The 14,223-nt window shown below is 33.4% G+C and carries 16 protein-coding genes; 6 read left to right on the forward strand and 10 right to left on the reverse strand.

Annotated elements, in window-relative coordinates:
* Positions 1-25: 25 nt before the first annotated feature.
* The 3 genes from dinB to lpxK all read right to left on the reverse strand — a co-directional run bounded on the left by dinB (position 26) and on the right by lpxK (position 2,893).
* Positions 26-1,120, reverse strand: coding sequence for a DNA polymerase IV (dinB, locus tag MQX03_RS13950; RefSeq protein WP_242803854.1), 1,095 nt, complete (start codon positions 1,118-1,120; stop codon positions 26-28).
* Positions 1,121-1,206: 86 nt separating this feature from the next.
* Positions 1,207-1,722 carry a TlpA family protein disulfide reductase gene (locus MQX03_RS13955; protein WP_242803795.1) on the reverse strand — a complete coding sequence of 172 codons (516 nt, stop codon included), beginning with the start codon at positions 1,720-1,722 and terminating at the stop codon, positions 1,207-1,209.
* Between the two features lie 142 nt (positions 1,723-1,864).
* Positions 1,865-2,893 (reverse strand): tetraacyldisaccharide 4'-kinase, encoded by a 1,029-nt coding sequence (gene lpxK / locus MQX03_RS13960; protein ID WP_242803797.1) that lies wholly within the window; start codon positions 2,891-2,893, stop codon positions 1,865-1,867.
* Between the two features lie 203 nt (positions 2,894-3,096).
* On the opposite strand from lpxK, the gene truA reads away from it, so the two are divergent.
* The 5 genes from truA (at position 3,097) to MQX03_RS13985 (ending at position 7,806) form a co-directional block, all read left to right on the forward strand.
* A complete protein-coding gene (truA, locus tag MQX03_RS13965) occupies positions 3,097-3,843 on the forward strand; it encodes a tRNA pseudouridine(38-40) synthase TruA (RefSeq protein ID WP_242803798.1) in 747 nt (248 codons plus the stop codon).
* Position 3,844: 1 nt separating this feature from the next.
* On the forward strand, positions 3,845-4,171 hold the full coding sequence (locus MQX03_RS13970) for a hypothetical protein (RefSeq protein ID WP_242803799.1): 327 nt from the start codon (positions 3,845-3,847) through the stop codon (positions 4,169-4,171).
* A 17-nt stretch (positions 4,172-4,188) separates the two neighbouring features.
* A complete protein-coding gene (locus MQX03_RS13975; RefSeq protein WP_242803800.1) occupies positions 4,189-4,776 on the forward strand; it encodes a Crp/Fnr family transcriptional regulator in 588 nt (195 codons plus the stop codon).
* Positions 4,777-5,152: 376 nt separating this feature from the next.
* Positions 5,153-5,923: an alpha/beta hydrolase gene (locus MQX03_RS13980; RefSeq protein WP_242803801.1), complete on the forward strand. Its 771-nt coding sequence runs from the start codon at positions 5,153-5,155 to the stop codon at positions 5,921-5,923.
* Positions 5,924-6,054: 131 nt separating this feature from the next.
* A complete protein-coding gene (locus tag MQX03_RS13985; protein WP_242803802.1) occupies positions 6,055-7,806 on the forward strand; it encodes an ABC transporter ATP-binding protein in 1,752 nt (583 codons plus the stop codon).
* A gap of 6 nt (positions 7,807-7,812) precedes the next feature.
* Here the strand turns inward: MQX03_RS13985 and MQX03_RS13990 are convergent, their stop codons facing one another.
* Positions 7,813-8,154: an FEKKY domain-containing protein gene (locus MQX03_RS13990; RefSeq protein ID WP_242803803.1), complete on the reverse strand. Its 342-nt coding sequence runs from the start codon at positions 8,152-8,154 to the stop codon at positions 7,813-7,815.
* 109 nt (positions 8,155-8,263) lie between these two features.
* The gene (locus MQX03_RS13995; RefSeq protein ID WP_242803804.1) at positions 8,264-9,136 is read right to left on the reverse strand and encodes a CPBP family intramembrane glutamic endopeptidase; all 873 of its coding nucleotides are present in this window, start codon (positions 9,134-9,136) and stop codon (positions 8,264-8,266) included.
* A 292-nt stretch (positions 9,137-9,428) separates the two neighbouring features.
* Here MQX03_RS13995 and MQX03_RS14000 point away from each other — a divergent pair, with 292 nt between their 5' ends.
* Entirely contained in the window at positions 9,429-9,641 is a 213-nt protein-coding gene (locus MQX03_RS14000) for a hypothetical protein (protein ID WP_129536016.1), read from the forward strand.
* 49 nt (positions 9,642-9,690) lie between these two features.
* On the opposite strand, the gene MQX03_RS14005 is transcribed toward MQX03_RS14000, so the two are convergent.
* From MQX03_RS14005 to MQX03_RS14025, 5 genes are all read right to left on the reverse strand, one after another.
* Complete coding sequence (locus tag MQX03_RS14005) at positions 9,691-10,455, reverse strand: DUF3575 domain-containing protein (protein ID WP_242803805.1); 765 nt, start codon at positions 10,453-10,455, stop codon at positions 9,691-9,693.
* A gap of 144 nt (positions 10,456-10,599) precedes the next feature.
* Positions 10,600-11,577, reverse strand: a complete 978-nt coding sequence (locus MQX03_RS14010) for a T9SS type A sorting domain-containing protein (protein ID WP_242803807.1) — start codon at positions 11,575-11,577, stop codon at positions 10,600-10,602.
* A 227-nt stretch (positions 11,578-11,804) separates the two neighbouring features.
* On the reverse strand, positions 11,805-12,245 hold the full coding sequence (locus tag MQX03_RS14015) for a DUF1801 domain-containing protein (protein ID WP_242803808.1): 441 nt from the start codon (positions 12,243-12,245) through the stop codon (positions 11,805-11,807).
* 55 nt (positions 12,246-12,300) lie between these two features.
* Complete coding sequence (locus tag MQX03_RS14020; protein ID WP_242803809.1) at positions 12,301-13,338, reverse strand: RNA ligase family protein; 1,038 nt, start codon at positions 13,336-13,338, stop codon at positions 12,301-12,303.
* 30 nt (positions 13,339-13,368) lie between these two features.
* Entirely contained in the window at positions 13,369-14,082 is a 714-nt protein-coding gene (locus MQX03_RS14025; RefSeq protein ID WP_242803810.1) for a hypothetical protein, read from the reverse strand.
* Positions 14,083-14,223 lie beyond the last annotated feature (141 nt).

The following is a 14,223-nucleotide window of genomic DNA, read 5'->3' on the forward strand; positions in this document are numbered from 1 at the left end:
AGTATCAATTTAATGAAAATTATTGCTAATCTTCGAATTCCTCAAAACGAATTTTAAGCTGAACAGAAATCTGCTTTTTTTCTTCGGTATTGAGATGAGATAACGACAGACCCAATAATCGTACCGCTTTATCATAAGGACGGAGCTCCCAAAGTTTTTTTGAAGTTTTAAAGTATTGCTCAGGAGAGCTGAAATATTCTTCTTTTGTGATGCTTCTTGTGAATAGTGAGAAATCTTTATATTTTATTTTTAAGGTCAAAGATCTCCCCATGATATTGTTTTTCGTCAATCTCTGATGAAGTTCTTCGCTCAGACTTTCAAGTTTTTCGTCAATCTGCTGTTCATCAGAAAGGTCTTCAAAAAACGTTCTTTCCACGGCAACGCTCTTCTGAATTCTGTGAGGTTTCACTTCAGAATGATGGATGCCACGTACAACATCATAATAATATTTTCCCGACTTACCGAAAAGTCTCGTTAAATCTTCCAGCGATCTTTTCTTTAAATCTTTGCCTTTGTAAATTGCGAGACTAAACATTTTGTTGGCAGTAACTTTTCCTACACCATAAAATTTTTCGACAGGAAGTTCTTCCAAGAATTTTTCTATTTTTTCGGGATGAATTGTTTTTTGTCCATTGGGTTTATTGATGTCGGATGCGACTTTAGCTAAAAATTTATTAACGGAAATTCCTGCAGAGGCTGTCAAACCTGTTTTTTCAAAAATCTTCTCACGGATTTCTTTGGCAATCTGGTTGGCAGATTCTATTCCTTTTTTGTTTTCGGTGACATCGAGATAGGCTTCATCTAAAGAAAGCGGTTCTACCAAATCAGTATATTCATGAAAAATCTCACGAATCATTCGTGAAATCTCTTTATACCTCGGGAATCTTGGCGGAACAAAGATAAGATGCGGACATTTTTCTTTTGCCGTTTTACTGGTCATCGCAGAACGCACACCATATTTTCTCGCTTCATAACTTGCCGCAGAAACGACACCTCGATGACCGCCACCAACTGCAATGGCTTTTCCGCGAAGTGCAGGATTGTCATGCTGCTCCACAGAAGCATAGAATGCATCCATATCGACATGAATTATTTTGCGTTGGGGAAAAGGAAAATCCATATCACAAAGATATGGATTCATTTATTTCTGTTTAAAGTTTAATATTTAAGCTGTATAGTTTTTTAGGCTAAACCTTAATTTCGACCTTACTTTAAAAGTTTGTCAATCGTAGTCTGAATTTCAGGATCTTCTGGAGAAATGGCGTAGTATTTTGCAATCTCAGATTTTTGATCAATGACCATGTATCTCGGAATCCAGTTGAGGTCAACGTAATTATTAAAATCATTTTTCCAGCCTACAGAAAACCAATAGTTTTCTTTTTCTTTCATATTAAATCTTTCAAGACTGCTGTCGAATTTTTCTTTTGATCTTTCTAATGAAAAGAATACGAAATCGATGTTCGGATTATTTCTTTCCAATTCTTCGGCTTTTGGTAAAGCGATAAGACAATCTCTGCACCAGCCGGCCCAAAAATCGATGACCAAAACTTTTCCTTTGTGCTGATTTAATATTTCCTGAACGGTAATTTTGTTTCCGTTCTCATCTTCTAATTTTTGTTTTAATGCTTCTTTTGAAAATTGAGTTTTTGAAATTTCGGGAGTTTTTTGTGAACATCCAAAAGTAAAAATACTCAACATCAAAAATGTCATGATCTGCTTCATTCTATTTTTTTTACAAATCTAAACATTGAAACGTAATTTTAGTGTGAAATTGTATGATTTAACAGAAATTTGAGAAATCGAGAAATTCTATTTTCAACAAAACAAAATCCGCAACGGTTGCTGCGGATTTTAGAATTTAGTTTTAATGCTTTTTATTCACATAATTCAGAATCATCTGATTAAATTCTTCTTTCTTATCAATAACGACATTAATTGGCCAGTAATAAACCATATCACGCAGATAATCAAAAGTTTTCAGTCGTACATAATCTTTTTCAGTAGTCAGAATTAATTTGTACTCGCCCAGTTTTTTGTATTCTGCAACAATGTTTTTAATATCTGCATCAGAGAAATTGTGGTGGTCTCTGAATTTGAGATGTTTCACTTTCTGAGAAAATTTAGACAAATGATTTAGCAAGGGTTTTGGGTTGGCAATACCTGTGATAAGCAGAATGTCATAATAACTGAGATTATTATCCGGCAGCATTTTCTCTCTTGAATATACGTTTTCATCATATCCAATCGATGAGAAAAATACTTTCTGATTATGAGCCGGTCGTATTCTTGAGATGTAATATTGTTTGGTTTCTTCCGTCAATTCATCTGGACATTTGCTGACCATAATAATATCTGCACGGCTTGCTCCTGCTCTGGATTCTCTTAAATCTCCGGCTGGAAGAAGATGATCTTTAAAATAAGGGTCATTAAAGTCAGTCATCAGAATATTAAATCCGGCTTTGATGGCTCTGTGCTGCATGGCATCATCGAGGATCAGAACATCAAGATCCATATCATCGATTACCTTTTTTGCTCCGGGAACACGATCTTCAGAAACTGCAATTACAAAACGGTTTTTGAAACGTTCAAATAACTGCATCGCCTCGTCACCTACTGTTTTGTAGTTGCTGTCGTAATTGGTAACATCATATCCTTTGGTTAGTCTTCCATAGCCACGGGAAAGCACACCGGTTCTGTAATATTTAGATAAAGATTTAGCCAAATACATCACCATTGGCGATTTTCCGCTTCCGCCCACAGAAAGATTGCCGACATTGATAATCGGAGTCTTGAATTTCGTAGATTTAAATATTCCCAGATCATACATTGTGTTTCGGATGCCCGTCACCATGTGATAACCCAAAGAAAAAGGATAGAGATACCATCTTTTCATACGTCGACAAAAATAAGAATTTTATAGCCTATTTTATAGAATATGTCTATGATTTATCAACATTTATTTTAAAAAATCGGTTCTTAATTATTGTTTAATTAATTTATTTTTGCAATATTGTTTTTAAATCTGATTTTTAAAATAAGCAATTCAAAAAATCGAATAAGTTTGAAGGCAAAATCTACAATATAACATCTATTGCATTGAGGTATTTTATAGAATTTTCATACAACGGTAAAAATTATTTTGGCTATCAGATTCAGCCCAATGACATTTCTGTGCAGGAAGAATTGGAAAAAGCACTTTCCACCATTTTGCGGGAACCTATCAAGACGGTAGGAGCGGGAAGAACCGATACTGGCGTTCATGCAAAAAAGATGTTTGCGCATTTTGAAACCGAGCAAGTTTTAAGCGATCAGATTTTACATAAAGTCAATAGCTTTCTTCCGGCTAATATTTCAATTAAAAAAATTTTTAAAGTTAAAGATGATTTTCATGCACGTTTTGATGCAACTTTCAGAACGTATGAATATTACATTTCATTAGAAAAAAATCCTTTTACTCAGGATTCTGCATGGCAACTTTGGAGAAGAAATATTGATGTCAATAAAATGAACGAAGCCTGTAAAATTCTTTTTGAATATGAAGATTTTACAAGTTTTGCGAAGCTTCACACTGACAACAAAACCAATCTCTGCAAAATGTATAAAGCAGAATGGGAACAAAACGGAAGCGAACTAAAATTCACAGTTTCTGCCAATCGTTTCCTCAGAAATATGGTAAGAGCCATCGTAGGAACAATGATTGAAGTTGGTTCAGGAAAGATACAGCCGGAAGATGTAAGAAAAGTAATAGAAAACAAAAACCGAAATTCTGCAGGAGTTTCTGCGCCAGCTCATGCACTGTATTTGGTGGATGTGGGGTATGGATTTGAAATAGAAAATAATTAAAATGATAGCATTTGTTATAGCAATAGCAGTTTTTAGGTTTTTTCAAAAGCTTGCTATACGTCATCAGAAAGTGCATTGGAAAGTCGGTTTTTTAGGAATGTCAGTTTTTCTGCTAGTTCAATACATTTGTATCTTTAGCTTTGAGTTTTTTACTAATTTTGGATTTGTTAAAACTGATGCTTCATCACTATTATTGTTTAGCTTTTTTGGATGGATAATTTCTACTCTTGTCGTTTTTTCTCTTTATCGTTTTCTATCTAAACACTGGACAATGATGGATAAATCAAAGATAGAATCTGATATTAATGATATTGGTACTAAAGAATAATAAAAAATAAACCTGCCATGACCGAAATAGAAAAACTTGCCTTTGCACTCAATCATTTCGCCGGTCTTTCGGAAGAAGATTTTAAATTATCTGAGGATTTTTGGCATCCAAAAGAATACAAAAAAGGAGAGTTTTACAATCTTTGGGCGACGGTTTGTACCTATTTTGGATTTATTGTTGATGGTGTTTTCCGTTCTTACACGATTGATGAGAAAACTGGGGAAGAAAAGAATGTTTTTCTCTATTCAGCCAACGGATTTGTGGTTTCTTTCAAAAGTTTTATCAATCAGATTCCTTGTGATTATCATACGCAGGCCTTGACCGATGCTACCATTATTTACATTCGTTATACAGATTTAATTTCATTGTATCAGCAGTCGCATCAGTGGGAAAAATTTGGAAGACTTCTGGCGCAGGAAGCTTTTAATGTGACGATGACAAGAATCGAAGGATTTATTTTAAAATCTCCGGAAGAGCGGTATTTAGATTTGATGAAGCAGCATCCTGATATTTTCAACAATGTTCCACTGTATCATATTTCCTCCTATTTAGGAATTCAGGGGCCGTCTTTGAGCAGGATAAGAAAAAGAATTTCAGGTAAGTAATTTATTTCTTCCTGATTTTTTATTTGGGCAGCTTTTTCCGTCTTCCACTCCCGCTTTTTTGCCTCCGCTTTGCTCCGGCAAAAAGAGCTCCGTTCAAGCCGGGCTGCTGCAATTCGATGCTAAAAAAGACGATTAATAAGAATCAAGTGAAAATTTTCACAATTTCAGAATAATGAAGTCTTTGTGGTCTTTGCTAAGTTTACGCCTTTGCGAACGAAAAATATTTTCAATAATTTTTAAAAAAAACTTTGCACACTTTGCGTTAAAAATAATATTCAAATAAAATTTAAACCTACTGTTACGATTTTAACCAAAGTTAAAATTATCCTCAATTTATCTGCGCAACTTTGTCTCATAATTTAAAACAATATTTATTATGAAAACAAAAACGATCGTATTGATTCACGGGTTATTCGTAAACAATACAAGCTGGAAAAATTGGAAAACTTATTTTGAAGCACAAGGTTACACCGTGCACACTCCGTCAAATCCCGGACACGACGGAAATCCAATTGATCTAAAGAAAAACATTCCTTCAGAACTGAAAAATGTTGGCTTTGATGACACGGTACAAAATTTAGTAAAATTCATCGACACCCTTCCTGAAAAACCAATCGTTATCGGTCATTCATTTGGTGGATTGATGGTACAAAAACTGATTGATATGGGAAAAGCAGTTGCTGGTGTAAGCATTGACGGTGCTCCACCAAAAAATGTAATGGCACCTTTTTCTACCGTAAAAGTTGTCTGGCCTGTTGTGAATTTCTTCAAAGGAAACTCTGCATTTTTGGGATCTAAAGAATGGTATCACAAAGCTTTCTTCAATAATTATTCTAAAGAAGAAAGCGACAAATTGTACGAAACTGTTGCGGCTCCCGAAAGCAGAAAATTAGCAAGAGATCCGCTTTTCAAATCTTCAGCAAAATTAGATTTAAACAAACCTCACGAACCGTTATTATTTATCGCAGGCTCCAACGACAATATTTTTCCTGCAGAATTTTCGAGAAAAATTGCCAATGCTTACAAAGATGAGAAAAGTATTGTTGATTTTAAAGAATTTGAGGGTAGAAGCCATTTTATTGCCGGAGAAAAGGGTTGGGAAGAAGTTGCAGAATATGTTTTGAACTGGTTGAGAAAACTGGCTTAATATTTATTTGCTCAATAACAGGAATCAGAAATTTTCTATGACTATTTGATAGAGTTGTAAAGGCTGTAAAATTTTAAAGCCGTATTTTTGCAGAGAATTTTTCAAATTAATTCTTTACGTCAATTCTATAAATGAAAAAACAAGATACCTGGGCAATTGTAAAAAGGCTTTTCTTCATCGGTATGAAGTTTCGTTCCTGGTTTATTTTTACCCTGATTATTTCTATCATATTATCGATCGTTTCTACTTACAGACCTTATCTTACAATGCAGATTGTGGATAATGACATTACGAAACTGAAAGATAAAGCCTTGATGATGAAGCATATTTATGGCTTAGTCGGGTTGGTTTTTGCGGAAACGATTTTAAATTTCTTTTTGGTTTATTTTTCCAATTATATATCGCAGAATGTCATCAGAGATATTCGTGAAAGGCTGTATAATAAACTGATTTATTTCAGAACGGCTTTCTTTGATAAAACCCCGATTGGTCAGCTGGTAACACGTGCCGTTGGTGATGTCGAAACGATTGCTACCGTTTATACAGATGGTTTTTTAATGGTTTTCGGAGATGTTTTAAGAATTATTTTTGTGCTCTTCATGATGTTTCAGGTGGATGTACATCTGAGTTATATTTCTTTGGCAATCTTACCTTTAATGGTCGTGATTACAAGATTTTTCCAGAAAAGACTGAAGAAAGCTTTTGGGGATGAAAGAACCTGGACTTCCAATCAGAACTCTTTTGTACAGGAAAGACTTGCCGGGATGCCGATTATACAGGTTTTTAACAGACAACAGGCTGAATTTAAAAAGTTTGATGATATCAATATTACTTTAAAAAGTGCTTTATTGAAAACTGTTTTCATCTTCTCACTGTTTTTTCCTGTAGTTGAATTAATCTCTTCACTTTTCATTGGTTTTGTGCTTTTTTACGGCGGTTATATTACCATCAGTGCGGGAGTTGTGATTGCGTTTATTCAGTTTATTTCGATGTTGATTCGTCCTTTGCGACAGATTGCAGATCGTTTTAACAACATTCAGCGTGGAATTGTAGGCGCAGAAAGAGTTTTAGGCATTATGGATGAAGATTATGCCATGCCAAACGATGGTAAGGTTTCTAAAGACCATTTCGACGGAAAAATAGAATTCAAAGATGTACGTTTCGCTTATGATGACAAGCAGGAAGTTTTAAAAGGAATTGATTTTAAAGTAAATCCGGGAGAAACTGTAGCCATCGTCGGGGCAACCGGAGCGGGTAAGTCTACAATTATCAGCCTGATTACAAGGTTATACGATATTAATTCAGGTGAAATTTATATTGACGATGTTGAACTGAAAGATTACGAACTGTATAATCTGAGAAGTCACATTGGTGTTGTTTTGCAGGATGTCTTCTTGTTCCACGGAAGTATTTTTGAAAATCTTTCGTTTGGAGATGACAGCGTGACTTTAGAAAAAATAAAAGCCGGCGCAAAGGAAATTGAAGTCGATGATTTTATCGAAAGTCTTCCCGGCGGTTATGAATATGTGGTGAGCGAAAGAGGTTCTTCCATTTCACTTGGACAAAGACAATTGTTGTCATTTTTAAGAGCTTATTTATCTGATCCCAAAATCCTGATTTTAGATGAAGCAACTTCATCAATTGATCATGAAAGCGAAAAACTGATTCAAAGAGCAACTGAAAAAATTACTAAAAACAGAACTTCAATCATTATCGCACACCGACTTTCAACTATCGAAAAAGCTGATAAAATCATCGTGATGGATCATGGGAAAATCGTTGAAGAAGGAAAGCATCTTGAACTTCTCGCTAATAACGGTTATTATTCAACCTTGTACAAAGCGCAGCTGAGACACGAAATTGAAGTTGAGGAAAAGATTTAATTTAAATTATAAGCCGTAAGGAATAAATCCGAGGTCTTTTCGCCATGTATCTCCATATTTTTCAGTAAGAGATTTGGCGATAAGCTGGTTGTTTTCTTTGGCTTTCTGAGATTGAAATTGGCTGATGACGCAGTTCTGATAAATGACTGAAATGCCATATTTTTTTCTGAATTCATCGTGATTTCTTGACATGATCCCAAACTGCATAAAATGAGGAGAATTTTCATCAGGTAAAACCCTTTCGCTCTTTGCTGTACTTGTTTTAATGTTGTCAGATTTATTCTGTGTGTGTTTTTGCGCAAAAATAGAACCTGAAACGGTCAGTAAAATCAAAACTAGAATTTTCATGGCTTAAAATGTATTTGCTTATTTGATTGCAAATTGTTTTAAGAGTTAAATTTAAAAATCACTTTTAATAGATATTTCTTAAAAACATAATAAATTTAGACTCGAAAATTTATTCAATATCATATTCTTTTTCCAGAATCTTTTTAAATTCTTCTTTTGTGACCCCTTGTTTAGAAGAGAAATCCATATCCATTAAATATTCATCAACATAATATTTATCTTCACCATAAATCTGATCGACGATATCCTGAAGATAAAGCTGTTCCACATCAATCTTGTATACTTTATTATCTCTAATATCTAATGAAATTGATTGAAGTTCATTTTGATGAAATAGTATTTTCTCATTAATCTCTAAGCTGTAGTTTTTAGAATGATCTACTATAGGGCTGCTAAACAAGAGTAGAATTGAAGGAATGATCAAAGCAGCCATCAAATTCCATGAAGCATGATAAATGAATCCGTAATAAAAATTGATTCTCACCCGAATATAGCTGAGTACAAATCCGCCAGACAATTGACTCAAAAGTATTAGTGGCGATAGAATATAAAATGTTATGGAGTCATTATAATAATTACTGGCATGTACAAGACCGAATGCAATACTCATTGCGTATACCAGATAAGGAAAATATCGATTCCATTTTTCTCGGCTGATCTTCTTTGCAAAAAATGAATGATACCTTAAAACAGATCTGAACATGATTTCTTCTAAAAAAGGAACTATAAGAACCATCAGTAAAATGATTGCATAGATTGTATTGAAACGATAATCTAAACTCGGAGTTTTTATCGTTATGAATTTATCAATCAGATAATTAATAGGTAAAACAATGATTAAAGTAAATAATAATTCTAAAATTAAAAGTTTAAAAATTAAAGAAAATCTATTTTTAATAGAAAGATGAATCTGTTGATCGTTGGGTTTCTTTAAAAAATTAAAAAAGTCATTAAGAATCGACTTGGTGTTTGCGTTATACATGCTTATTATTTTCCTAATCATTAGTGCTCAGAATTATGGTTTTGTTACAACAGAAAATCCCTTTATTATTAAGTTTGTTAACATTTAGTTCATATTGAATTCACTTTAAATTAATAACTATACAGTTAGGTATAGTTTTTGTTATTTAGAATAAATGTAAAAATTATCGAAAACCCTATGGTTATTTCAAAGTAAATTACTAAATTTATTAAAAATTTAACCATCTGTTGAAATTAATAGGGGTTAGTTTGATAATTGTTGATGATTTTTTAACTTAAACCAAAATATAAAGATGAATAATATCCAAGACGAATTTCAAGTCTTAAAAGAAGAATTAAAGAAATTGAACATTGATGTTGAAAAAGTGGTAAAAGTAGGAAATGGAAGTATGGATTTCCATGAAGTCTTTTACAGATCCCCACGATATGATGATGTGAGAACAGTATATGTGCAGCGTCACACGCTCGATCATCTTATTGAAAAATTTAAAGATGCCTATAAATAAAAAATACCGTTCACAATTTGTGAACGGTATTTTTTATCTTGATGATTGATTAAAATCTGTATCCCAAGGAAAATCCGCTTCTGAAACCGGCCCAAGGACCATCAACTTTGATTCTTGCACCATTTGAATTGGTTTCTACGGTATAATCTACAAAAGGAATATCTAGGTTTTCAATCTCTCTCTTTAGCTCAGCCTGCATTTCCGGAGTAAGAAAAATATCGCTCGTTAAACTAAAATCTCCTTTGCCTGACCCATAATGTGCACCGGCAATCCAAAAGTCTAGCACAAAACTATGCTGTTTGTTTAGAAAAAACTGGGCACCAACCATCAGTCCGCCACTGTTTCCTTTAGCATCTCCCAAACCTTTCAGCGGAATTGGTAGAGTAGTTCCGAAAGCGGTATAGTCATAAGTATAATCAAATGTATTGGTTGAAACTTTTGAGTAGCGGTAGTAGGGAGCGAAGTAAAATCCTTTTCCGTAGCCTTCACCGATGTAGAATCTTGGTTCGATGGTAAAGTTGGTCGCTTTAATTTTTAAATTCTGAAAATCTTTTTCATCTTCTTCACTCAAAAAAGCATTCATGAACGGTACTTTACCTTCTGCGACTGTTCCGAAACCGACATTGATCGCAAACCAACGATTGATTGACCGCTCATAAGAAAGATTAATGTTTCTGAAAGCATATCCGGTGATATTGGTTTTAATGATATTCATTTTATCTTCCGGAACGGTTTTTACCTCTGAACTAGTTATTTCCTGTGCATAGGCTCCCGAAATCATAAGAAGTGGAAGGAGAATGAGTAGTTTTTTCATGGCTTAAGATTTTTGATTTAAGTTAAATAAAATGCGACTTGGTTTTGTGAAATTTAAAAGAACATTAAATTACAATTTAGCTAAATCAAAAACCGTTCTAAAAATTTAGAACGGCTTAATTTATTTTAAAATAATTAATAATAATTACTTTTTGATGAATTTTATGCTTTCGGATTGTGTTTTGTTTCCTGAAACTTCAATGAAGTAAGAAGATGCAGGTAATTCTGAAACCGATACTTTTCCGGCTTTTAAATCTGATGTTTTAATGAGCTTCCCGTCTAAGCTGTAGATGTTTGCTTTAGAATAATTTGACATATCACCTTTAAACTCGATAAAATCCTGAGCAGGGTTTGGATAAATTTTAAATGAATCTTTCTTTATAAAATCTGATACCGCTAAAAATGTTTCGTTTAGAGCCTGAGCGACATTGGTAGTTTGATTAATGCTCGCTATAGGTACGTTAATATTTGCGGTTGTAGTACTTAGCAATGGAAATTTGTGCGTAGCATCGTAATAAGTATATGCAGTGTTTGTAATTGTTCCTATTGGAAAGCCAATACTAAGACTAAATGTTTGAACAGACTTAATTCTTAAAACATTGGTGTACGTTTTTGAACCCACAATTAAAGTGCCAGCTGCGTCACCAGTAATAGCAATATTTCCGCTGAAAGTACCGGATATAGATGGTGAGGTGAATATTCCTGCAGCTGTATCATTATCTATATATCCAAATTGTGCAGGATAGGTGATAAATGTTCCGTTGTCGGTTGAGAAATTAAGTGTTGCGTCCGGAGTTACCAATCCTGTGATCTCTAATTTGGAAGCAGTGGCTTTATAATATACGGTGTTGCTACCGTTCACCATTTTGATTGTGCTTCCCGGGAAAGTAGTTATTTCAGTTGGGGTAGGTGTAGAGTAGGTGGTAACGGATGCTGAACCCTGTGTCAAACTTCCGTTTGAGAACGTTGCGTTATTTCCTGTTGCAGAATTATCAACGGTTCCGTTTACATTAAAGTTGTTGACTGTTTCGCCAGAGATTGGATCATTGAATGCTTTGGTTATCGTGGTTTGAGCCGATAATACAGCTGTTGACGCCATTAAAAAGAATAGAGTTGTTTTCATGTTTATTTTTTTCTTATAAAGATAATCAAAAAATAAATCGTTTTTTTTATTTAATAATGAAGGTTTTGGAGTGTTTATTATGTGATGATTTATTTTAAAAACTTTTCCGTTGTTTTTTTATCAAAATAATTGAAATGTTACGTGATTTTCATAAGAGATTCTGTATTGTGTTTAGCAGTATTCATAATGCTTTTTTGCTCAGTAGAGTAATTGCTATTTTTTAGTTTTTATTTTTGGTGGAATGCACATTCATGATGTTCATTAATGTATTCGATGGTTGCTTTACAGATTTTTTCTAATGCATCAATATTAATATCAGACAATTTTTTGACGTAAATACAGGCTTTGCCCATTTTAAATTTCCCAAAATCATCTAATAAATGTATGTTTTCTTCAGTTGGTGAGTAGATGTAGAGTGAAAATTCTGCCTTGCGTGGTGAGAATCCGATGAGCGGCATATCGCCTTCATGTCCGCTTGCATATTTGTAGTGATAACTGCCAAATCCGATAATCGTTGGTCCCCACATTTTCGGTTCAAAGCCAGACCATTCGCTCATCAGTTTAATAAGTTCAAAGCTGTCTGCTATCTTCTGTTCGTTTTCGACGTAAGAATTGATAAAATCTGTGACGCTGGCTTCTGTCTCTGTGGTTTTATTTGTTTTTGCCATTTTACTTTCTTAAGATTTGACTCTCAAATATTAGGTTTGAAGCTTTATTGTTACATTAAGAATCTGCGGGATCCGGAGTTATTATTCTGTTTATTTCAGAATTAATTCTTTCAACAACCCATTCTTTTTCGTCAGAAGATAAATCATTTAAAAGATTGTTGTTATTTTCATTAAAATCGGTTATTACATCTTCTAAAAACTCTGTTTTAATTTCAGAAATTCGAAGTTGATTGCTCATATCCAGTTCACCTATCTTGGAAATCGCACTTTTTAATCTGTTTTGAGTTACGTATTTTCTCAATTCATCTACGATAAAAGATAGATCTTCTGTTTTTGAGGAGATATTAGGAATGAATGACCATTTTTCAGCTTCATGAAATTTTTCTTCTTCGTCAAATTCTGGGTTTTTCAATTTAATGATTGGTCTGGAAAATAAATTATTATCTGTTTGATTGAAAGGCTTTATAACAACCCCTTCAATTAAATTGTCGTTTAATTCCGGAAGGTTAAATTCTTTAGGAACAGTTGAGTTCATTCTAATATTGAAGTTCATGGCTTCATTAAATTTCCCAATCAATAATGGCTGTGCATGGAAAATTCCAAACTGATTAAAATATGCTACTGAACTTTCATAATCCAGATAATATTTAGAATATGAACCACTGGTTTCAATAGCAATGTCAAAAGCACAAAATTCAATATTGGGTGTATAATATACTCCGGTTTGAATGGCGTGTAAATCTTTTACAGAATCGACTTCCGGATGAGGATATTTACCTCCAAACAATTCACCATACACAATATATTTTTCTCCTGTTATTTCATTGCTTAACTGTTCAAAAAGGCGCAAAATATTATCTTCTAATTTGCTTACAACCAATTGAAAACCAAAAAAATCGTCTGTCCAGTTGAGGTATTCTTTTCTCTTAGCAAATTTAAGATTGCCATTTTCATATACGAAACTAAAGTTGGCGCCATGTACTTTTTCTGTAACCACCCATTTCAATTTTTCCATTTGGGAAAAATCATTTTCGTTGAGACCTAATTTTTTTAAGTTGTTGGGCATTTTCTCGTACCCAGAAAATTCACTCATTGTTTAGTTTTTTATATTAATGATGAGGGCTTAATAGTATGTATAATCTTTATAAAGAACACCTGCTATATTTTGTCTATTGATGTCTCTATAAGTATAAATAACTGTTGGATTTCCATATGTGTCAAAACTCTGAATTACCTGTATTTGATAACTTACCGTCATTTTGCCATCTATATTTTCAGTTGTTTTGCTCTTAATTTCATGTATTTTGTTATCTTGATATATAGTTTCAATTTCTTCTACCGATTCTATTTCATCCCCATTTTTGATAATATACTTTATCAATCTGTAATTTTTATCTAATGTAACAGTATATACGTAGGGACTTTTTTCAGAAACAATTGAATAGTTATAATTATCTGACCACACAAACTTATTGTTGATTTCTTCAGTATTTCCGTGTAAACTTGATATTTCTTTGACAGTTATATTTTTTCCCTTGCCTGAATATTCCTTTTTAAATTTCGCCGTGGTGTCAGGTGTTCCAAAATTCCATGACCTATTTATTTCAAGAAGATTACCTTGATTATCGAGAGTCATCGTAGATTTTCCGACGTTGGCAGATTTATCGGTAGGTATTTTGCCATCTTTTACTGTGCAGGTATATTGTGTTACTTCTTTCACTGCACCTTTGAGCCCATACTCTAATTTCTGAGAGTATGTAGTTTCGGGGGGGGTACTGCCTTGCCCATTACAAGAGAAGAAGATTTGAGTGAGTAGAAATAATAATGTATTTTTCATAAGTTGTTTCAAATCATTTAATAGTATAAGTGTCGTTTATTTTTTTTCTTTAATTTTGTGTCAGTATTTTCAGCTTAAGAGAAAAAGTAAAACTTTCAATCAAATCTAAAAAATCATTTTATAAAAAAGATACTCTTTACA

This window comes from Chryseobacterium aahli (genome assembly GCF_022699665.1).
In the GTDB taxonomy this organism is placed as follows: Bacteria; Bacteroidota; Bacteroidia; order Flavobacteriales; family Weeksellaceae; genus Chryseobacterium; species Chryseobacterium aahli.